General features: G+C 69.7%; 13 protein-coding genes and 1 pseudogene. 6 read left to right on the forward strand and 8 right to left on the reverse strand.

Annotated features, from left to right (window positions below; translation table 11 throughout):
• Together QHF83_RS49975 and QHF83_RS49980 are read left to right on the forward strand one after the other, a co-directional pair.
• Nucleotides 1–339, forward strand: a pseudogene (locus QHF83_RS49975) (hypothetical protein); the annotation flags it as partial.
• A 21-nt stretch (nucleotides 340–360) separates the two neighbouring features.
• Nucleotides 361–909, forward strand: a complete 549-nt coding sequence (locus QHF83_RS49980) for a GNAT family N-acetyltransferase (RefSeq protein WP_282425258.1) — start codon at nucleotides 361–363, stop codon at nucleotides 907–909.
• 455 nt (nucleotides 910–1,364) lie between these two features.
• On the opposite strand, the gene QHF83_RS49985 is transcribed toward QHF83_RS49980, so the two are convergent.
• The 6 genes from QHF83_RS49985 to bamD all read right to left on the reverse strand — a co-directional run bounded on the left by QHF83_RS49985 (nucleotide 1,365) and on the right by bamD (nucleotide 9,233).
• Nucleotides 1,365–2,678, reverse strand: coding sequence for a PQQ-binding-like beta-propeller repeat protein (locus tag QHF83_RS49985; RefSeq protein ID WP_282425259.1), 1,314 nt, complete (start codon nucleotides 2,676–2,678; stop codon nucleotides 1,365–1,367).
• Nucleotides 2,679–2,689: 11 nt separating this feature from the next.
• Nucleotides 2,690–4,018: a tetratricopeptide repeat protein gene (locus QHF83_RS49990; protein ID WP_282425260.1), complete on the reverse strand. Its 1,329-nt coding sequence runs from the start codon at nucleotides 4,016–4,018 to the stop codon at nucleotides 2,690–2,692.
• Nucleotides 4,019–4,140: 122 nt separating this feature from the next.
• Complete coding sequence (locus tag QHF83_RS49995) at nucleotides 4,141–7,482, reverse strand: sulfatase-like hydrolase/transferase (protein ID WP_282425261.1); 3,342 nt, start codon at nucleotides 7,480–7,482, stop codon at nucleotides 4,141–4,143.
• Nucleotides 7,479–7,955, reverse strand: a complete 477-nt coding sequence (gene greA / locus QHF83_RS50000; RefSeq protein ID WP_282425262.1) for a transcription elongation factor GreA — start codon at nucleotides 7,953–7,955, stop codon at nucleotides 7,479–7,481. Before greA ends, QHF83_RS49995 begins: the two co-directional genes overlap by 4 nt.
• 88 nt (nucleotides 7,956–8,043) lie before the next feature.
• Nucleotides 8,044–8,370, reverse strand: coding sequence for a hypothetical protein (locus tag QHF83_RS50005; RefSeq protein ID WP_282425263.1), 327 nt, complete (start codon nucleotides 8,368–8,370; stop codon nucleotides 8,044–8,046).
• Nucleotides 8,371–8,375: 5 nt separating this feature from the next.
• Nucleotides 8,376–9,233, reverse strand: coding sequence for an outer membrane protein assembly factor BamD (bamD, locus tag QHF83_RS50010; RefSeq protein ID WP_282425264.1), 858 nt, complete (start codon nucleotides 9,231–9,233; stop codon nucleotides 8,376–8,378).
• 79 nt (nucleotides 9,234–9,312) lie between these two features.
• Between bamD and QHF83_RS50015 the strand changes: the two genes are divergently transcribed.
• Nucleotides 9,313–10,821 (forward strand): sigma-54 dependent transcriptional regulator, encoded by a 1,509-nt coding sequence (locus QHF83_RS50015; RefSeq protein WP_282425265.1) that lies wholly within the window; start codon nucleotides 9,313–9,315, stop codon nucleotides 10,819–10,821.
• Nucleotides 10,822–11,034: 213 nt separating this feature from the next.
• On the opposite strand, the gene QHF83_RS50020 is transcribed toward QHF83_RS50015, so the two are convergent.
• Nucleotides 11,035–12,303: a DUF4388 domain-containing protein gene (locus tag QHF83_RS50020; RefSeq protein WP_282425266.1), complete on the reverse strand. Its 1,269-nt coding sequence runs from the start codon at nucleotides 12,301–12,303 to the stop codon at nucleotides 11,035–11,037.
• 76 nt (nucleotides 12,304–12,379) lie between these two features.
• Between QHF83_RS50020 and QHF83_RS50025 the strand changes: the two genes are divergently transcribed.
• Both QHF83_RS50025 and QHF83_RS50030 read left to right on the forward strand, forming a co-directional pair.
• Nucleotides 12,380–13,315 (forward strand): MoxR family ATPase, encoded by a 936-nt coding sequence (locus QHF83_RS50025; protein WP_282425267.1) that lies wholly within the window; start codon nucleotides 12,380–12,382, stop codon nucleotides 13,313–13,315.
• 350 nt (nucleotides 13,316–13,665) lie between these two features.
• Entirely contained in the window at nucleotides 13,666–14,517 is an 852-nt protein-coding gene (locus QHF83_RS50030) for a hypothetical protein (RefSeq protein ID WP_282425268.1), read from the forward strand.
• A 255-nt stretch (nucleotides 14,518–14,772) separates the two neighbouring features.
• On the opposite strand, the gene dnaE is transcribed toward QHF83_RS50030, so the two are convergent.
• Nucleotides 14,773–18,402, reverse strand: a complete 3,630-nt coding sequence (gene dnaE, locus QHF83_RS50035) for a DNA polymerase III subunit alpha (protein ID WP_282425269.1) — start codon at nucleotides 18,400–18,402, stop codon at nucleotides 14,773–14,775.
• A 281-nt stretch (nucleotides 18,403–18,683) separates the two neighbouring features.
• Here dnaE and QHF83_RS50040 point away from each other — a divergent pair, with 281 nt between their 5' ends.
• Complete coding sequence (locus QHF83_RS50040; protein ID WP_282425270.1) at nucleotides 18,684–19,763, forward strand: hypothetical protein; 1,080 nt, start codon at nucleotides 18,684–18,686, stop codon at nucleotides 19,761–19,763.
• The last annotated feature ends 607 nt before the right edge of the window (nucleotides 19,764–20,370 follow it).

A 20,370-nucleotide genomic window follows, 5' to 3' on the forward strand; every position in this document is an offset into this window, starting at 1 on the left:
CCGGCGCCCGCCGCCGCGGCGGCCACGCCCACGCCGGCCCGCGTCGCTCCTGTCGGGCCTGCTCCGGTGCGCCCCGTGGCTCCCGCCGTCGCAGCGGTCCCGGCCGCCGCGCCTGCGGCTGCACCCGCGCCTGTTGCCGCGCCTGCTCCTGCCGCTCCGATGGCCCCTCGCGTGGCGCTCGTCGTCGCGGTTCGGGTCGCGGTCGTCGGTCGGGAAGGGGAAATTCGGGTCGTCCCGCTCGCGCCGGGCCAGGCGCCGCCGCCCGGAACGGCCACGGCCCTGCTCGTTCCCACGGGAGACGAGGACGCCGCCGTGATCGGCCGCCTCGTGGGTCTCTAGACGCTCGAAAGGGGATCGCCCATGACGGACGCATCGGATCGAGTCAGGCCGCAACGCATCCGCATCACGAAGCTGCAGGAGACGCAGGTCGCGGACCTCGTCGAGCTCGAGAAGGCCTGCACGGCGATGTACCACGACCTCGGCTTCGACGCGGCCGAGGTGCCGCCGCGAACCTGGAACGACATCGCGCACTTGCCGCGGCACCACAACGTCTTCGTCGCCGAGGCCGATCACGTGGTCGCCGGCTACCTGGCCTGGCGAGACGAGTCGCCGGGCGTCGCGTACCTCGAAGAGCTCTCGGTCCATCCGCAGTTCCAGCGCTTCGGCGTGGGGACGCGGCTGCTCCAGCGGTTCGAGGAGGACGCGCTGGGTTGTGAGCGATATGACGTGGTCGCGAGGATGTTCGAGAAGGCCACGTGGGCGCAGGCGTTCTACACGCACCATGGCTTCGTGCAGATCGGCGACCAGGCGTCGCGGAAGGTGCTCGGGTGGCGGGAGGAGCGCTCGGGTGGGCGTCCGCTGACGAGGCCTGGCGAGGTTCTGATCTGGAAGTCGTTCCGGGCGCAGTGACGTCGGGCCGGTAGGTCGGGACGGCGCCGCGCGAGGGCGGGGGTGCGCGAGGGCGCGCCGAGGGAGACGTGTGTCTTCCGATGAGGTCGACCGGGCTTGGGGCCGGGGTCGGCCTCGGGGCGCTCGGCCGGGGTTCGGGTTGGTCCGCGGCTGGGTCCGGCAGACGTCCGTCGCCAGGTCCGGCTCCGCGTCCACACCCGTCCCGAGGCGGATCGCGTGAGTTGACATAATGTATCTTATGCGAAATTCAACCGAGCCCGGAGGAGGGGGATCCGAGCCGAAAACCGGGCTGAAACCAGGCGTTCCTCGGGTTCGTCTGGACACACGGCGGTCCCGCGACGCGCGGATGCACCTCGGCCGCGCGGCCGGTCGTCACCCGCGCCGGTTCCGTCCCCGCCGTTCGTGCTTCGGGCGTCGGCGTCCCCCCGGACGCCCCTCCGCCCCCCGCGAGCTCGTCAGCCGCCCTTCACGCCGAGCCAGCTCATCGTCGTCTGCGCCGGTGCCGGCGTCGGCGGCGTGACCTGGACGCCGAGGAACGATCCCCCGTTGCCCACCACGAACGCCCGTACGCCGTACGCGGCCGGCGTCATCGCGAAGCTGCCGCCCGGCAGGATCCCGTCGATGAGCCCACCCGTCACAGGCGAAAACAGGAACAAGCCGTACCGCGTCGTCCCCACGAGCAGCGCGCCCGCCACCGGAACCGGTGCCGTGATCCCGCCCTCCGGCAGGTTCCGCCGCCAGAGCGTCCGCCCGTCGTTCGGGTCGAGCGCCCAGAGACCTGTGAGCCCGCTCGCAGCAAACAGGATGCGCTGCCCAGGCACGGACGGAAGCGGCCCGGTCCGCGGCGCGTGCTCCGGCTGCTCCCACAAAACGAGCTCCGTCACCCCGACGGCCTTCTCGTTCACCCACGCCCGCGTGCCGTTCTCCGCATCGAGCGCGTGCACGCCGCCCGCGTAGCTGCCCACGATCACGACCTCGCCCGAGGTGATCCGTGCCACCAACGGCGTCGTGTCTACGTCCAGATAACGCGGCACGTCGCCGCCGGTCTGCTGCTCCGCCTCGGCCGCGAGATCCACGGCCGGCCACTGCTCCGAGCCATCCTCGAGGTCGTACGCGAGTACCACGCCGTCCGAGTACGCCGTGTAGACCTTGTCCCGCCCGAGCGCCGGACCCGCGTACCCGGCGACCTCCATGCCGAACGCCGGCGTCCGGTGCTGGTGCCACTTGAGCGCCCCGGTCGCCGCGTTCATCGCGATCAGCGTGTCGTTGGCGTTGGTGACGTAAATCACACCGTTCCGAAGGACCGGCTTCCGACCCACCTCGGCGTTCGTCGCGAACCGCCAGAGCATGCGGCCGTCGCTCGCGTTCAGCTTGTAGACCGCGCCGTCGTTCGAGCCGAAGTAGACGACGTTCTCGTCGGCGTCGAAGAGCGGCTCGCTCTGGACCGGCCCCATCGTCTCGAAGCGCCAGATCGTCGAGCCGTCCTCGACCCGCAGCGCGTAGAGGCCGTTGTCGCTCGACGGGACGAACACGCGCCGGCCTGCGACGTCGATCGCGGGCTTGCCGCGCTCGTAGACCTCGGCTTGCTGGCGCGACTCGGCCGTCAGCGGCCGTCGGTACGTGATCGACAACGTGCCGCCCGGGTGGTGCAGCCACGTCGGGACCTGCGGCGTCGCCGGGATGCTCAGGCTCTCGCAGCCGAAGAGCGGGAGCGCGAGGGCCGCGGCGGCCGCGAGAACGCCACGGGAGATGGCGACGGGAGCCCTCACGCGTCCTTCCATCACGGCGTCCCGCCCTGCTGCTGGGCCGCCTTCTTCTTGGCTTCCTCGACCAAGCGCCGCGCTTTTTCCTGGATGTCGGCCGGCATGGGCGCAGGCGCGCCGCCTCCGCCGAACGCAGGCATCTGCATGGCCGCGGCGGTCGGATCGATCTGGATCATGAGATCGTGCACCGCGCCCTTGAGGTACTCGAGCGGCTCGGGCTCCTTGCTGGGGAGCGCGAGTTTGTCCTCGAGCGGCTTCAGGATCTCCTTCGCCTTGTCCTTGTTGCCCTTGGCGAAGAGGAGGCGCGCCTCGTGGTAGGTCGCGAGGTCCTTGTATCCCTTGACGTCGATGCCCGCGAGCTCCTTGAAGCTCGCCATCGCGCCGTCGAGATCGCCCTTGCCCTCCTTGGCGTACCCGATGCCCTCGGTCGCGCGGCCCTTCACGTCGGGATCCGCGGCCGCGAGCGGCGACGAGAGCACGGACGAGTAGGCCTCGATCGCCTTGTCCCACTCGCGTTTTTCGAGGTACGTGCCGCCCTGGCCGAGCCGCGCGAGCAGCGCTGCGCCCGTACCCGCGTAGTTGTCGACGACCTTGCCGTACGCGTCGAGCGCGGCCTGCGCCTTCTCGGCCTCGTTCTTGAAGACGCGCGTCGGATCGAGCTCTTTCTGATCGTCGGGACGCTTGTCCTCCTCCATCACGAGCCCGCGATTCGCAGCCACGCCCGCGAAGAGATCCGCCGAGGCGTTCCCGAGCTTCTTGTCGACGCGCGACGACCAGAACGCATACCCGCCCGCGCCGACGAGCACCGCGAGGACCACCCACTGGAGGACCCCGACGTTCGCCTTGAGCCACTTCGTGACGGCCGAGGCGCTCCGCGCGAGCGCGTCGTCGACCATCTCGCCCGCGTCGAGCGAGCTCGCGACGGGGCGACGCTCGGCCGCGTCCGCCTGCTCGCGGCGCCGCTTCAGGAGCTCCTTGGCGCGCGCGTTCTTGTCGCGAGGCAACGCCGCGTCGTCCTCCGCAGCCGCCGCTCCGCCCACGCGCTTCTTGCGCCGCGCGAGTGCATCCTCGCGCCTGCGCGCCGCGCGATTCGGCTTCGCGGCCTCTTGCTTCTCGTCCTCGTCGGGCTCTGCGGCCGCGTCTCCGCCCTCGATCGCGGCGTCCTCTTCGCCCGCGACGCCGAGCGCGGCGGCGACGCGCTGCGCGGCTTCGTCCGACGCCTCTTCCTCGGAGCCCGAGGCGCGCGCCTTCGAAGGCTCGTCGTCCCCTGCGCTCTCCGCCTCGCGCGCGTCCTCGTCCTCGCGCTTCGCGCGGCCCTCTTCCGACTGCTTGTCCTCTCGCGACACGCCCGGGACTCTAGCCGCGCCGCCCCCGGCGTCAATCGGCCTCATCGCGGTTTCCGCGGGACTTCGTGGCCGTTCCGGGGCCGCGCGGAGCGCCGCCGTCCCCTGCCCGTTCGTGACAAAAGTCACGGATTTTGCGGAGGATCTCCGTCGGTCGAGCCCTCGCCGCCCTTCTCGGGCGTCCACGGCTCGGGCGGCGGCGGAGGCAGCTCGGCGACGAGCGGGACGACCGCGCAGGCCGAGAGCTCCACGTTCTGCGTCGCGTAGACGACGAACTCGCCGTGTTGACCCGGGCGCACCTTCACCGCCGCGGGCAGCGGCGCGAAGACCTCTTGCGGCTTGTCGCCCGGCGGGACGTAGAGCGTCGCCGCGGTGCGCGCATCGAGCTCGGGCGCGCGCTTGGGAACCAGGCCGCCCGTCTCGCGATCGCCGCTGCTCACGAGGCGCCGCGTCCCCACGCCGAAGCGGATCTCGCCGGGCCGGTCGTCGTTCGAGCGCGCGCGGCAGAGGACCCGCAGCGCGTCGCCGCTGCCGTCGGACTTCGGCACGACCATGCCGACCGCGACGCCGCTCCGCGCGAACCGCCGGAGCTTTTCCAGGTCGCGCTCGCGTGGGCCGCCGACGAGCTCGAGCACGTCCGCCTGGAGCGCGATCCGGAGGCCGTTCGGGAGCGGATCGGGCACGCCGAGCAGGCGGATGAGCGGGGCGCGGAGCTCGGGGCCCGCGCCGAGCGTGACGAGCGCCTCGGAGAGCGCGACGCGCGCGTGCTGATAGCGCTCGGTCGCGAGGTGCTCGGCGAGCGCGGGGCGGGCCGCGTCCTGGCCGATCGCGGCGAGCGCCTCGGCCACGTGCGGACGCAGGCGCACGTCATCGAGGGCCGCGATGAGCACGGGCAGCGCGGATTTGGCGCGGATCTTCGCGAGCGCCGCGACGATCTCCTTCGCCCGCTCGAACGAGAGGACCTCGCGCTTGTCCGCGCGCTTGCCGTACGCCTCGCGGAACCACGCCACGAGATCGTCCTCGCCGCGGCCGTCGCCGCCCTCGGCGAGCGCGAGCGCCGCGAGGCGCCGCCATTTGGGATCACGATCCTCGAGCAGCTCGCGCGTGCGCGGCGCGCCCTCGCCGAGCCTCGTCAGCGTGAGCGCCGACCAGCGCCGCACCTCGTCGTCCTCGTCCCGCACGAGCGCGAGCCGCATCGTCGGCGAGACCTCGGGCCGTTGCAGATCAAACAGAACCTCGGCGGCCTTGCGCCGGATGAGCACGTCCGCGTCGTCGAGCAGCGCGGCGACGTCGAGCGCCGCGTCCGCGTCCCCCGCGATCCCGCGCCGCAGCGCCTCGGGCCAGCCCTTGCCCTCGCTGCGGAGCCCGGCGATCTCGTACCGCCCGTGCGAGGCCTCCACGCCGCGGAGCTCGTTCCGCATGTCGGCCATGTCGGCCGCGCGCACGCCCGAGAGATCCCGCGTCTCGGCCGGATCCCGCTCCACGTCGTAGAGCGCGCAGGCGCCGATCCTTCGAGCACAAACGAGCCGGAGCGACCCGCGCGCCAGCATGGTCATCGTCTCGGTCTCGGCGAACGCGAACCCTCGCGCGTCCTCCGGGCTCGTGGCGGTGCCCGCGAGCGCGCGCCCGAGATCCGCGCCGCGCACGCGCGCCGGTCGCGGGATATCGAGCCCCGAGAGCACCGTCGGCAGGAGATCCACGAGCTGCACGGGCGCCGTCACGCGTCGCGGCGCGAAGAGACCCGGCGCGTGCACCACGAGCGGGACGCGGACCTGCTCCTCGTACACCGTGGTGCCGTGGTAGCGGCCGCCGTGATCCTGGAACTCCTCGCCATGATCGGCGCTCACGATCACCACCGCGTTCGGCCGGCGCGCGCGCACCGCCGCGAGGATCGAGCCGAGCCCCGCGTCCGCCGCGGCGATCTCGGCGTCGTAACGATCGATGTCGCGATCGCCGAAGGGGTGCTCGGGGTGCGCCTCGTAGGGCTCGTGCGGCTCGAAGAGGTGCACCCACATGAAGACGCGGGCGTTCTTGTCGACGCCGTCGAGATACGTCTCGACCTGCTTGGCGCGGCGCTCGGCGCTCGCGAACTCGACCTTGCGGTACTCGAAGTCGAGGCCGCGCTCGCGGATCGGGCCGAAGCGCTCGGCGTCGATGAAGAAGACCGCCGGCGGGAAGAAGGCCGCGGTCTTGTAGCCATAACGACGGAGTTGACCCGCCCACGTCTCGGAGTCGGCGCCGAGGCCCTGGAGCACGAGCGGGCGGATGTACTTGCCCGTCATGAGCGAGGTGACGGCGTACGAGGTGTGCGGCGTCGGCGTGTACGCCCGTTCGAAGACCACGCCCTCGGCCGCGAGCGCGTCGATCGTCGGCGTGGTCTTGCGGCCGTAGCCGTACGCGCCGACGTGATCGGCGCGCAGCGCGTCGATCGTGACGAGCACGATGTCGCGGCCCGCGAGATCCACCGCGCGCCCCGCCTGCCCTTGGTCCATGACGAGCGGCGTGTCGTCGAGCGGCGGCGGCGGCGAGAGCGCTGCCGCGATCTCCACGGCGTTCGCGAGCACCGGCGCGCGCGTCAGGTACACGAGCCGCACGTTGTCCGCAGGCGCGAGCCGTTCGGCCGCCGAGGGCGCGACCGCGGCCGACAGCGCGAACGCGCCGAGCGCGAGCGCCGCACGCGCGAGCTTCATGCCGAAGGGCGCGATCGATCCTTCCGCGTCGTCCGTGGTCCCGGGCCGCACGCGTCGCGGCGCATCCCAGGCGACCGTGACGAAGGGCGCGAGCAAGAGCACGAGCAGCGCGAGGCCACGATGAAACGCCGGATAGAGGCGCGGCAGGACGAGCAGGTTGACGAGCTCGATCGCGAACAGCAGCGCGATCACGCCGAGGAAGACGCCCAGGCTGAACGTCCGTCGCAGCTTCGGCGCGAGCGCACGCGCGACGAGCGGCCCGAGCGCGAACGCAAAGGCGAACGCGACCACCGCGACGATCCCCACGAACGGCGCGCGCAGAGGCCCTGACAGAAGCCGCCCCGTGGACACGCCGAACGCCACGGCGCCGGCAAATCCCGCCGCGGAGAGCGCGAGGCCGATCCGACCCGATCTCCCTTCCGCGTGGCGCGCGCACTCGACGATCACGCCGCCGATCGCAGCGGCCGGCGCTGCCGCCGCGAACGCGATCGGCCAGAGTTTTCCCAGCGCGAGCGTGAGCTCGTGGAGCCCGACGAGCTCACGCCGGAAGACGAGCCCGACGACGACGAGCTCGACCAGCAGGAACACGCCGATCGCGAGGTAGCCGTCGGCGATGCGCCATCCGAGCGGAAGATCCCTCGTCCGCGCGCGCGGCCGCGCCACGCTCGCGCCGTCCCGGTCCGGCTTGGGGGCCGAGACCGCGAGCCGACCCTTTGCGCGGCTCGGTCGGGGCGCGGCGGGCGGGACGTGTGCGCCCTCCCCGCCGCGGTTCGTCATGCGTAGGTGATCTCGAGGATCTCGTAGGTGCGCGGCCCGGCCGGCATGACGACGCGGACCTCCTCGCCGACCTCGCGGCCGATGAGCGCGCGCGCGAGCGGCGAGGACACCGAGATGCGGTTCTGTTTGATGTCGGCCTCTTCGGGCCCGACGATCTGGTAGACGACTTCCTCGTCCGTATCGACGTTCACGAGCTTCACGCGGGCGCCGAACTGGATCTTGCTGCCGCTCAGCTTGCTCGGGTCGATGACCTCGGCGCGGCTCAACGTCTGCTCGATGAACGAGATGCGCGCGACGATGAGGCCCTGACGCTCTTTTGCGGCGTGGTACTCGGCGTTCTCCGACAGGTCGCCGTGATCGCGGGCCACGCTGATGTCCTTGACCACCTGCGGGAGCTCGATCTTCTTGAGCCGCTCGAGCTCCTCGCGCAGCCGAGCTTGCCCTTCGGGCGTCATGGGCACCTTTTCAGACATCGCAACACCTCGACAAAGACGCTCGGACATGCCGAGCCGAACCTTGGATCCCCTTTAGCATGTTCACGCCGAAGCCGCGCCCACCGAGTCAGGTGGGGCCACGCCAGCGCACGATCCGCCGCGGCATCGCCCGCCCGGCGTCACGCGCCGCGCGCAGGGCCGCTTTGACCAACGCGGCGCCCGCTTTCTCCAGACCCGCGACGTCCACCCCAACGGGCGCGCCCTCGAGCCGCGCCGTCACGTTCGCCCGCCCCTCGGCGCCGCCCTCGCTCGCTTGCTCGATACGAACTTCGAGCGGCAGATCCGCATCGGGCAGATGCGCGAACCCCCGGTACGTCGTGCCTGCTTCTTCTTCGTCCGCGCGTTCGAGCGCGTAACGCACGCCCGCCGTGGGGCGCCTCTGCGACGCGTCCATCCGCTCTAGGTTCCCTGCTTGCTCGCCGCTTTTTGCTCGTTGAGCTCCGCGAGGAACCGCTTCGCCGTCACGGCGAAGGGCCCGCCGTACTCGTCGAGCACCTTCTGGAAGACGGCGCGCGCCTCGTCGAGCTTGTTCATCCGCATGAGCGTCTCGCCCTTCAGCACGAGCGCCTCGGGCTCGAGCGCCGATCCGGGGAAGAGCTTCAGCGCGTGATCGATCCGCGCGATCGTCGCCGGGTAGACGTCTTGCCGCAGGTAGAAGCGCGCCACGTAGAGCTCGTGCCGCATGAGCCGACCTTGCACGGCGGCGTGCATCTTGCGCACGTCCTCCGAGTAGCGGCTCCGGGGGTTATCGCGCAGGAACGCGCCGAGCTCGCGGTAGGCTTCGAGCGCCGTGCCTTGATCGCGCTCCTCCTGCGGCGGCAGGAGGAACGTGTCGTCGATGTCGCGGAACAGCGACTTGGCGATGCGGTAGCGGGCGTACTCGACGTCGCGATCCGTGCGGTGGTTCTGGATGAACTCGCGGTAGGCCGAGACCGCGTCCGCGTACTTCTCCTGCTCGAACTCGAGGTCCGCGATGCGCAGCTCCGCGAGCGTCGCGTACCGGCTGTACGGAAAGAGCTTGCGCACCTCGGCGAACAGGGCGCGCGCGTCTTCCCAGGACTTGCTGCGGTAGGAGCGCATCGCCTCTTCGTAGGCGGCGCGCGCGTCGTCCGTGTAGGTCAGGGTCGCCTTGCGCCCGTCGCCGACCTGGAGATCACACCCCGCAGCCGCGAGGAGAAGCAGGGGCGCGACGAGGCCGAGGGCCCGGGCGAGCCTCGCCGAGGGCCTCGAAGACGTCGAACCGCAGACCTTGCCCATCCCGCGCTCCGTAGCCCTTTCGCGGCCGGCGCGCCAGTGCTTCCTGCCCCGCCGGGAGGCAGGTATGGATGGGTGCGGCATGGAAAGCTCGTTCGTTACGCCCCAGGCGCCCCCCGGCGAGGCCCTGGGGGCCGCCGTCGCCCCCACCGTCCTCGTCGTCGACGACGAGCGGAACATCCGTCGCACCCTGGATCTCGTCCTGCGCGGCGAAGGCTACGAGGTGATCGAGGCCGAGAGCGGCGAGCAAGCCCTGGAGATCCTCGCGAACGGCGGGCGGCCCGTCGATCTCGCGATCATCGACCTGCTCTTGCCCGGCATGGGCGGTCTCGAGCTGCTCGAGCGCATCCGCCGCGACGAAGCCACGAAGAGCCTACCCGTCGTCGCGATCAGCGGGCACGCGACGGTTCACGACGCGGTGAAGGCGATCAAGCTCGGCGCGGGTGACTTCTTCGAAAAACCCGTGAGCCGCGAGCGCGTGCTCGTCAGCGTGAAGAACGCGCTCTACTCGTCGGAGCTCGCGCGCAAGGTGCGGGATCTCGAGGCGGAGCTGCTCGCGCGTTACGAGATGATCGGCCGCGCGCCGGTGATGCAGAAGCTCTACAAGGAGATCGATCGCGTCGCGCCGACGAAGGCGAGCGTGCTGATCACGGGCGAGAGCGGTACGGGCAAGGAGCTCGTGAGCCGCGCGATCCACCGTCTGTCGCCGCGCATCGCGGGCCCCTTCGTCAAGGTGAACTGCGCGGCGATCCCGCGCGAGCTCATCGAGAGCGAGCTCTTCGGCCACGAGCGCGGCGCCTTCACGGGCGCGCAGTCCCGCAAGCGCGGCTTCTTCGAGCAAGCGCACGGCGGGACGTTGTTCCTCGACGAGATCGGCGACATGGAGCCCTCGGCGCAAGCGAAGGTGCTGCGCGCGCTGCAATCCGGGGAGATCAGCCGCTTGGGGAGCGAGCGGACGCTGCAAGTCGACGTGCGCGTGCTCGCAGCGACGAACAAGGATCTGAGCCGCGAGGTCGCAGCCGGTCGCTTCCGCGAGGACCTCTTCTTCCGTCTCGCAGTCTTCCCCATCCGCGTGCCCTCGCTGCGCGAGCGCAACGAGGACATCCGTCCACTCGCCGAAGCCTTCATGGCCTCGTTCTGCAAGGAGAACGGGCTCAAGACGAAGCGGATGGATCCAGCCGTCCACGCCGCGCTCGAACGCCGCAGCTTCCCAGGCAACGTGCGCGAGCTGAAGAACGCCATCGAGCGCGCAGCCATCCTCTCCGGCGACACGGTCACAATCGCCGACCTGCCCGAAGATCCCCACGCAAGCCCCTTCGACGACGATCTCCAAACCCCCGAAGCGCCCGATCCGAGCGAGCCGACGCGCACGCCGCCAGGCCCACTCCCGCCCTCGATCGAGAACATCCCGCGCACAGAAGGCGGTCGCCGGCTCACGCTGCGCGAGTTCCGCGATCAAGCCGAGCGTCGCTACATCATCGAGGTGTTGCAGAGTCTCGACTGGAACATCTCACGCGCTGCCATCGTCCTCGGCGTCGAGCGCACGAACCTCCACAAGAAGATCCGCGCCTACGACATTCGGCGGGGATGACTGTTTCGTAGCGTAGCGCCGGGGTTTCACCCCGGGCCCGAGCAGGGGCTGTCCGCCCCTGCACCCGGACCAGGGCAAGCCCTGGACCTCTGGGCATCGACTGCGCGAAGCGCAGTCGATGCGGGGGAAAGTTTTTGTAGCTGTCCGCCCCCCTTTGCAGGGCAAGCCCTGGACCGCTGGTGCATCGACCGCGGTGCGGTCGATGCAAGGAGGTTACCGGCCGGCGCCTCCCACCACGAGAGGCGCGATGATGTCCGCGACGCTCTTCGCGAGCAGCGGCGCGCCTGCTCCGCTTCGCGTCGATGCCTCGCGCAGGACAGGTTCCGCGATGAAGATCGCGAACGAGACGTAGTCGTAGAGCCACTGCGCGAGCATCGCTTCCGCTTGATCGGGGCCCACGAGCATCGCCACGTTCTCGATGATCTGCGCGTCGTCGAGCGTCCCGTCCGGTCGCGGTCCCGCGCGCATGAAGAGAGCGTCGTAGATGCCCGCGCCCGTCGCGAACGAGGCAAGGTGTTGCCGGACCTCGTCGCCGCGCTTCACGGCGTCGACCTCGCGCATCACCATCGACATCGCCTCGTTGAAGAGCGCCACGATCGCAGCCGGCCCCGTGGGCCGCGGCGCCCGCACCGTCACGCAACCTCCCTGCACGAGCTGGAAGATCTGACGCGTGACCTCGAACTCCCCCTGCCCCACCGCGCGGCAGATGTCCGCCACCGTTCGCACGCCGTCGATCGCCCGATAGACCTGCGCGAAGTCGCCGTCGTTCGGCGGCGGTCGATCCGGCACGCGATCCGGCACGTGCTCGGCCGACGGGATGCGCTCGCGGAAGTAGCGCATCTCGTCCATGCGCCGCACCGCTTCCATCAAGAGGCCGCTCACGGGAACGTTCTGTCGCGACGTCAGCCGCGCCTCGTCGAAACGATCGAGGAAGTAGAACATCCCGCTCTCGGCGCGGATCACCGCGTAGACGATCTCCTCGACCTGCCGACCCATGAGCTGGAACAACGTCTCGCGCGAGATGTGCCCCATGCGCACGGCCGTCTCGCCGAAGCGCACGTCGCCCGTCACGGCCTTCGCCACCTCCTGGAGCTGCTCCAGCGAGAGAGCGCCGTACCGATAGAGCACCTCGCCGAGCCGCTCTCCTTCGGCACTCGAGTACGCGCCCACCACCGCGCCATGCTCGAAGAAGATGCTCCGGTTCGTCGCGCCGTCGTGGATCGCGAGCTCGCCGGTCCATGCGCTCTGGCCGATCATCGACACGATGTCGCAGAGCGCGCTCGCGCTCGTGATCTCGCCGCAGAGCCGGAGGCTCCCCGCTTCGGGCGCGTCCGCGCGGCGCATGACGACCACGTGCGCAGGAGACGGCATCAGTCGGAACGCGCCTTGCCGCGCGCGCATCCGCTGGCTCGCCAGCTTGCCGACTGGGTGCGCCGTACCCGTGCCGTCCACGCGCACGAGATCGTGGCCGTCCTCGCCCATCTGCTCGGTTTATAGCAGGACACGAGTGGAACATGCCTCGGCTTTCCGCGGGGATGGCCATGCTACCGTGCTTGCCGTGACCGCCTCCCCCGATCCGATCGCCTCTCCCCAGGCGCTTTCGGCTGCCCTTGGCGGGGCGCGCTACCTCTGCGACCCGGCCACGGCCCTCTCCCTCTGGCTCGCCCTCCGCATGGAGCGCCCCCTCATGCTCGAAGGGCCCGCGGGGGTCGGCAAGACCGACCTCGCCCGCGCCGCCGCCCAGGCCCTCGGCCGTCCGCTCGTCCGGCTCCAGTGTTACGAGGGCCTCGACGAGGCCAAAGCCCTCTACGAGTGGGACTACGCGAAGCAAATGCTCTACACGCAGCTCCTGCGTGACGCGATCGCCGCGGAGACACACGGCGCAACCATCGCGGGGGCCGCGCAGATCGTGGCCAAGAGCGAAGCCTCCTTCTTCACGGAGCACTTCCTCCTCTCCCGCCCGCTGCTCGCCGCGCTCCGCAGCGAAGCGCCCGTCGTCCTGCTCATCGACGAGGTCGATCGCGCCGATCCCGAATTCGAGGCGTTCCTCCTCGAGATCCTCTCCGAGCTGCAAGTCACCATCCCCGAGCTCGGCACCTTCCGCGCCAAGCACCCGCCGCTCGTGCTGCTCACGACGAACGCCACGCGCGAGATGACCGAGGCGCTCCGCAGGCGTTGCCTGCACGCCTTCCTCGACTACCCGGCCTCGTCACGCGAGCTCGCGATCCTCGAGCTCGTCGTCCCCGGCATCGATCACACCCTCGCCTCGCACCTCGTCGCGTTCATCGGCGAGCTGCGCAAGATGGACCTCCGCAAAGCCCCCGCCGTGAGCGAAACCCTCGACTGGGCGCGCGCCCTCGTCCTGCTCGGCAAGAGCAAGCTCGATCCGGACCTCGTCCGCGACACGCTCGGCCTCTTGCTCAAGCACCAGGAAGACAAGGTCTCCGTCGAGCCGCGCCTCGAATCGCTGCTCACGCGCGCGTCGGAAGGGTGACGTCTCGCCGGGGCGCTGCCCCGGGCCCCGCGGGGGCTACGCGCCCCTCGACCCGCGCCAGGGCAAGCCCTGGACCATTTGGGGAAGAACTGCGCGATGCGCAGTTCTTCCCACAGGCCGGTGCAAGACCAGGGACAACGTTGCCAGTCGCGGCGGTCTTGCTTGGCAGGGTCGTCGCCGGTCTTGACCTGGCCTGTTCGATGAACTGCGCATCGCGCAGTTCATCGACCACGGGTCCAGCGCTTGCGCTGGTCCGGGTCCAGGGGCGGATAGCCCCTGGTCGGGTCCGGGGTGAAACCCCGGCGCGACGCCCCTTACGATCCACCGCGCCCCTCGGGTACCTTCGGGCCATGACATCCGCGCAGGCCACCTACACCTGGCCTTACCTCCTCCAGGTGGTCCCCTCGCCCACCCCGGAACAGGCTGCCCTCTATGCGATTGATGTTCCGCCGGGCGAGCTCATTGAGCGCGGCACGCGTATTCGGAGTGAGAAGATTCTCACCGATCTCGTGCGTTTTGGCGGCATCACGGCGGAGTTTTGGCCCAAGAGCACGCCGGCGCAGAGAAAGCTCCTCCTCGGGTTCTCCGATGCGCTCCTGCGTGTCTTCGTGCATGCGGGCAAGAGGCTTGCGGATCTCGTGGAGCAACGCAGCCTCTCCATCGAGGGACGCGAGCGGAATCGCGCTGCTGCTCTTGCGATCGCCGAGACGACTTATGCCGAGGGGATGGCCGAGCGGGAGCGCCTTGCGACCACGCTCGAGGGCGTCGCGGACCATGCGCCTGGCCTTGCCGAGCGGGTGGACAAGGCGCGTGGCCGCGTCGTCGACGCGCAGACCCTCGCTACCTCGCTCGCTGCGCTCGTCGCGCTTGCGCGTGATCTCGTCGCCCAGGGGGAGTCCAAGGCGGCCCTTCAACTCTTCGATGGTGGCCTCACGGCTGAGGACCTCGAGGAGAGCGAGACGCTCGCTGCGCGCGTGAAGTCGACCAGCGAGAAGGCTGCCGGGGCGCGCACGCAGGGCGGCGTCACGCAGGCGGATCTCGATCTGCAGGATGGGATTTGCCTGGCGTACATGGAGCGGGTGATGAAGGTGTGGAATCGCGCACACGAGCAGGATCCTTCGATCCCGCAGCTCTTGCCGATCACCACGCGGCGGTTGCTCGGCACGACGCGGCGGCGGGCGGCTCCGGCGGAGCCGGCCTGACGCACGGTCACGCCGTCGTGGGCCATGGCGGACGCGTCGCGAGCCATGGCGGACGCGTCGTAGGTCATGGCGCATACGTCGCGAGCCATGGCGGATCTGTCCCGAGCCATGGCGGACGTGTCCCGAGCCATGGCGGACGCGTCGCAGGTCATGGTGCACACGTCCCGAGCCATGGCGGACGCGTCGCGAGCCATGGCGGACGCGTCGCCAGGCCATGGCGGATCTGTCCCGAGCCATGGCGGATCTGCCGGCGACCTAACGCAGCTCCGCGACCTTCTCCCCGAACAGCTTCTCCAGCCGCGCGAGCATCTCGTCGCTCGGCGTCACCGTGAGATCACGCCCGAGCGCGAGCACGGCCTCGGCTCCGTCGTCGAGCTGGATCAAGAGGTGCACCGGGCAAACGCCGCGGCTCGACGCCAGCACGTCCCGCAGCTTGCCGATGTGATCCCGCGTCGCCTTCCGCGCCTGCACGCGGATGCGCACGCTCTTCGTCTCCGCGCGGATCGCGTCCGCGAGCAGCACGACCTCGTCGAGCATCAGCGTCGGCTCGCGCGGCGCCGCCTGCTCGTCCTCGGCCCCCTCCTCCACTTGCGGAAAGCTCACCTTGCCCGACACGAGCACTGGCTCGTTGCCTTGCAGGAGCGTGCCGTACGCCTCGATCTGCTTGTCACGCACCTTCACCTCGACACGACCGCTCGTGTCTTCGAGGTGGAAGAACGCGACCTTGCCGCCACCGCCCTTGAAGATGCGCTCGCGGTAGCCCTCGACCATTCCGGCCACGCGCACCTTCGACCACGGATCTTTATGCGGCAGCGCGCTCGCCGCGATCACCTCGAAACGACTGAGCTCCGTGCCGTACCGATCGAGCGGATGCCCCGAGACGTAGAAGCCGAGCGACTGCTTCTCGCGCACCAGCATCTCGCGCAGATCCCACGGCTCGCACTGCGGGTACTCGTCGAGCTTCTGCTCCGTCGTGGGCGCCGCCTTCGCGAACAGGCTGAACAGCGACCCTTGCCCGCGCTCGCGATCCTTGCTCGCGCTCCGCGCGCGCTCGAGCGCTTGATCGAGCGCGGCGAACGCGCGCGCCCTCGTGATCCCGCGCGGCACGAGCGTCGCGTCGAACGCCCCCGACTGCGTGAGCGCTTCGAGCACGCCCTTGTTCACGCGCCGCGCGTCGACGCGCTGGGCGAAGTCGAACAGATCGGAGAACGCGCCGCCCGACGTGCGCGCTTCGAGCACCGCCTCCAGCGCCGACTCGCCCACGCCGCGGATCGCGCCGAGGCCGAAGCGGATCTTCGGATCGTACGGATCGGCGTCCTTGATCTTGCTCGGCGCCTTCCGGCCGACCTTCTTCGTGGCCTTGCCCGGCTCGCTGTAGACGACCGAGAAGTCGATGTTCGACTCGTTGATGTCGGGCGGCAGGATGTCGACGCCCCAGGCGCGGCCCTCCGCGATGATCCGCACGACCTTCTCGATCTTGTCGCGATCCGCGGTCATCAGCGCGCAGAGGAACTCCACCGGGTAATGACGCTTGAGGTACGCGGTCTGGTACGTGATCAGCGCGTACGCGGCCGAGTGGCTCTTGTTGAAGCCGTACCCCGCGAAGAACTCGAGCAGACCGAAGATGCGATCGGCGTCCTCGGCGGACACGCCGTTCTTCAAGGAGCCCTCGACGAAGATGGACTTCTGCTTGGCCATCTCCTCGGGCTTCTTCTTGCCCATCGCGCGGCGGAGCAGGTCGGCGCCGCCGAGCGTGTAGCCGGCGAGCTGCTGCGCGATCTGCATGACCTGCTCCTGGTAGACGATGACGCCGTAGGTCGGCTTGAGCAGCTCGTCGACGAGGTCGTGCATCTTCGCGATGGGCTTTCGCCCGTGCTTGCAGTCGACGAAGTCCTTCACCATGCCCGTGCCGAGCGGGCCGGGGCGGTAGAGCGCGACGGCGGCGACGATGTCTTCGAAGTTGGTCGGGCGCAGATCCTTGAAGAGCTGCTGCATGCCGCTCGATTCGAGCTGGAACACGCCCGTCGTCTCGCCCGACTGCAGGAGGTGGAACGTCTCCTCGTCCTCGAGCGAGATCGCGTTGATGTCGAACACCTCCGCGCCCGTCTTGCCCTTCTGATCGGGCCGCGCGTGGATCAGCCGCACCGCGATGTCGATCACGGTGAGCGTCTTCAGGCCGAGGAAGTCGAACTTGACGAGGCCCGCCTGCTCGACGTCGTCCTTGTAGTATTGCGTGACCAGCGCTTCGCCGTTCCGGAAGCACGGCACGTGGTCCCAGAGCGGACCCTCGCTGATCACGATGCCGGCCGCGTGCATGCCGGCGTGCCGCGTGAGCCCCTCGAGCTTCTGCGCCTGCGTGAGCAGCTCGCGCACGGAGGGATCACTCTCCATGTGCGCCTTGAGCTTCGGCTCGATCTCGATCGACTCGGGGATCGTGTACGTCTGCCCCGGCCCCTTCTGCGGGATCAGGTTCGCGATCTTCTGCGCCTCGGCCGGCGGGAAACCCATCGCGCGGGCCACGTCCTTGATGACGCTCTTCGCCTTGAGCTCGTGGAACGTCGCGATCTGCCCGACGCTCGTCTTGCCGTACTTCTCGGCGACGTACCGGATCACCTCGTCGCGCCGATCCATGCAGAAGTCGACGTCGAAGTCCGGCATGCTCACGCGCTCCGGGTTCAGGAAGCGCTCGAAGAGCAGGTTGTACGGGATCGGATCGAGATCCGTGATGCGCAGCGCGTACGCCACGAGCGAGCCCGCGCCCGAGCCGCGGCCCGGCCCGACCGGGATCCCCATCTCCTTCGCCTGCCGGATGAAGTCCCAGACGATCAGGAAGTAGCCGGGGAACTTCATCCCGATGATGACGTCGAGCTCCATGTCGAGGCGCTTGCGGTACGCCGCCTGGTCGACCGTCTTGCCCCCGCGGCCGAACTCCTCGAAGCGCTTCGTCAACCCCTCGTGCGAGACGTGCCGGAAGTACGAGTTCGTATCGAACCCCTCCGGCAGCGCGAACGTCGGCAGCATCGGCTGGCCGAGCTTCAGCTTGAGCCCCGCGCACCGCTCGGCGATCTCCAGCGTGCTCTTGATGGCCTCCGGGTGGTCGCGGAAGACGTGCGTCATCTCCTCCGGCGACTTGAGGAACATCTCGAAGCTCTGGTGATGCGCCGCGAACGCGTCCGCATACGAGCGGTTCGCCGCGATGCACGAGAGGTAGAGGTGCCCTTCGCCGTCGTCACGGCTGCCGAAGTGCGCGTCGTTCGTCCCGACGATCGGCAAACCCCGCTCCTTCGCGAGGCGCGTGAGGATCCCGTTCAGCACCGGCTGCTCGACGAGCCCGTGATCCTGCAGCTCCACGTACAGGCTGCCCGGCTCGAACGCCTCGACGAGCCGATCCATCGCCGCGCGCCCTTCGTCCTCGCCCTCCTCGAGCACGCGCTGCGCGAGCACGCCGCCCATGCAGCCGGACAGGCCGATCAGGCCCTTGTTGTTCTGCGCGATGAAGTCGAGCGGCACGCTCGGCGCGGCTCCGCTCGCGGGCGTCACGTGCCCCTCGGACACGATCCGGACGAGGCTCTTGTAGCCTTCGAGGTTCGACGCGAGCAGCACCAGGTGATCGACCGGCGCGTCGTCCGTCTTGCCGCTCGGCACGTCGTTTCGCGCGGAGCGCGGCCGCGCGACGTTCACCTCGCAGCCGAGGATGGCGCCGACCTGCGCGTCCTTGCACGCCTTGTAGAGCTGGATCGCGCCGAACATGTTGCCGTGATCGGTCAGCGCCACGGCGCGCATCCCGAGCGCCTTCGTCTTGCCGACGAGGTCCTTGATCTTGAGGGCCCCGTCGAGCAGCGAGTACTGCGAGTGGACGTGGAGATGAACGAACTCGGCTGCCACGATCGATCTTGCCTCGGCGTTGCTTTCGGCTCGGGCGAGCTCGCTTCAGGATAGGCGCGCGTCACCGAAACGAGGCGCGTGTTCGTGATGCTTTGCGTCGCTCGTGAAGCTGCATCGTACGGCTTCACTCTGGCCGTGTACGATGCGTTGCGCGCTGGGATCGCCCTTGCTGAAAAGGCTTCAGCATGGCTAGCATGCGCCCCGTCCACGAGCACTCGACTGGCTGCCGTGCGCTTTGCGAACGACCCGCGCTCGGGTTCGGGAAAGTGAGTCAGGTTTCTATGCTTCGCACTCGTCTTCTCACTGCTGTCTTTGCGGCGACTTCGCTCGCGCTTCTCGGGGGCTGCGGCTCCGACGCGGTCGAGGAAAAACCCCCGGCGCCGCCGCCCGAGGATCCCGTTGGCCTCTTGCCCCCGGAGGAGCCCGCTGGCCTGGCGGCGTGCGAGGGCGCGGGCAAGGTGATGGCGATGAGCGAGCTCTTCCTTGGCGACGTGGATCGCGACGGCACGCCGAATACCAAGGATGGCTGGAAGGCGTTCGGCTACGACCTCGACGGTCGCGCCTCGACGAAGGAGTCGGTCGGCCTGTGTAAGCCGCGCGCGGGCGGCTCGCCGGCGGTCGTGTATCCGGACGGCACCGACGGCCGGGACAACTCGTTCGGCAAGAACATCCTGCCGACCATCCTCACGCTCTCGATGGACCTCAGCACGCAGGCGAACGAAGCGATCACGAACGGCGAGTTCACGATCATGCTCGACATGTCGTCGCTCGGCACGTCGGCGGACTGCAACAGCCTGCCCGCGAAGCTCTACGGCGGCGCGGATCTCGGCGCTGCGCCGAAGTGGGACGGCACCGACCAGTGGCCGCTCATCCCCGAGCTCCTGAACGACCCGGCGGATCCGGCCTCGGCGAAGATCCTCTTCCCGAAGAGCTACGTCGTGAAGAACACGTGGGTCTCGGGCACGAAGGGCACGGTCAAGCTCTCGCTCTCGATCAGCGGGTTCACGATCGCGCTCGACATCAACAGCGCGGTCATCACCGTGGATCTCGACGCAGATCGCAACGGCGGCACGAACGGCACGATCGCCGGCGTCCTCGAGACCGAGGCGCTCATCTCGGAGATCTCGAAGGTCGCGGCGGCGTTCGACGAGTCGTTCTGTGATCCGACCTCGCCGACGCTGCAGAGCATCCTGAACCTGATCCGCCAGGCGTCCGACATCATGAAGGACGGCACGCAGAACCCGGGCGCCGAGTGTGACGGCATCTCGATCGGCCTCGGCTTCAACGCCAAGGCCGTGCAGCTCGGTCCGGTGGCGATGCCGGGCGAGCCCCCGCCGGATCCCTGCGCCCCGATGCCGTGAAGGCTCGCGTCGGACGAGGGGCCAGCCCGCCGCCGGCCCCTCGTCGCCCGACGTGGTCTTCGAAGGCCTTCGTGGTGTAGAACGGAGGGCGCATTCGGCGCACGTCAGCGGGGGATGGCGTGTGATTCGGCGGCGCCCTCTGGTTTGTCAGGGGGATTCGATGACGAAAGGGGGATGGGCGCGTGGACGGCGGGAACGTGCCCGGGTGAGCCGTTTGGCCCACGAGAAACGTCGAGGTGGTGGAGGCATGGGCGCGTAAGGCGTCCGCACGCTGCGACGTTGGGTGGGGGGTCTCGAGCGGCGAAAGAAAAACTCCAAACCGCCTGAAGAAACCTGATAGAAGCGCGTCCAAGACCCGTTCGGCTCGACGGCTGCCTGCACGCGGGTGAACCATGGCTTGGCCGCGGCCCGTGCTTCTCGGAGGAGATCAATCTCTATGCAAAAGTTCCTGGCTCCCGTTCTGTGCACCGTGCTGATGGTCGGCGCCCTCGGCGCGATGACTGGTTGCACGGCCTCTGCGTCCCTGAATGGTGGTGCGGACACGCCGCCGCCGCCCCCGCCGCCGCCCCCGCCGCCTCCGCCGCCCCCGCCGCCCCCGCCGGCCGCG

This window comes from Polyangium sp. 15x6 (assembly GCF_029960785.1).
Classification (GTDB): Bacteria; Myxococcota_A; Polyangia; order Polyangiales; family Polyangiaceae; genus Polyangium.

Bases quoted from the DNA above. Each gene is read 5' to 3' on its own strand.
- QHF83_RS49980 (WP_282425258.1), top strand. From the start codon at position 361: ATGACGGACGCATCGGATCGAGTCAGGCCGCAACGCATCCGCATCACG.
- QHF83_RS49995 (WP_282425261.1), bottom strand. From the start codon at position 7,482: ATGACGAACCGCGGCGGGGAGGGCGCACACGTCCCGCCCGCCGCGCCC.
- greA (WP_282425262.1), bottom strand. From the start codon at position 7,955: ATGTCTGAAAAGGTGCCCATGACGCCCGAAGGGCAAGCTCGGCTGCGC.
- QHF83_RS50005 (WP_282425263.1), bottom strand. From the start codon at position 8,370: ATGGACGCGTCGCAGAGGCGCCCCACGGCGGGCGTGCGTTACGCGCTC.
- bamD (WP_282425264.1), bottom strand. From the start codon at position 9,233: ATGGGCAAGGTCTGCGGTTCGACGTCTTCGAGGCCCTCGGCGAGGCTC.
- QHF83_RS50015 (WP_282425265.1), top strand. From the start codon at position 9,313: ATGGAAAGCTCGTTCGTTACGCCCCAGGCGCCCCCCGGCGAGGCCCTG.
- QHF83_RS50020 (WP_282425266.1), bottom strand. From the start codon at position 12,303: ATGGGCGAGGACGGCCACGATCTCGTGCGCGTGGACGGCACGGGTACG.
- QHF83_RS50030 (WP_282425268.1), top strand. From the start codon at position 13,666: ATGACATCCGCGCAGGCCACCTACACCTGGCCTTACCTCCTCCAGGTG.
- QHF83_RS50040 (WP_282425270.1), top strand. From the start codon at position 18,684: ATGCTTCGCACTCGTCTTCTCACTGCTGTCTTTGCGGCGACTTCGCTC.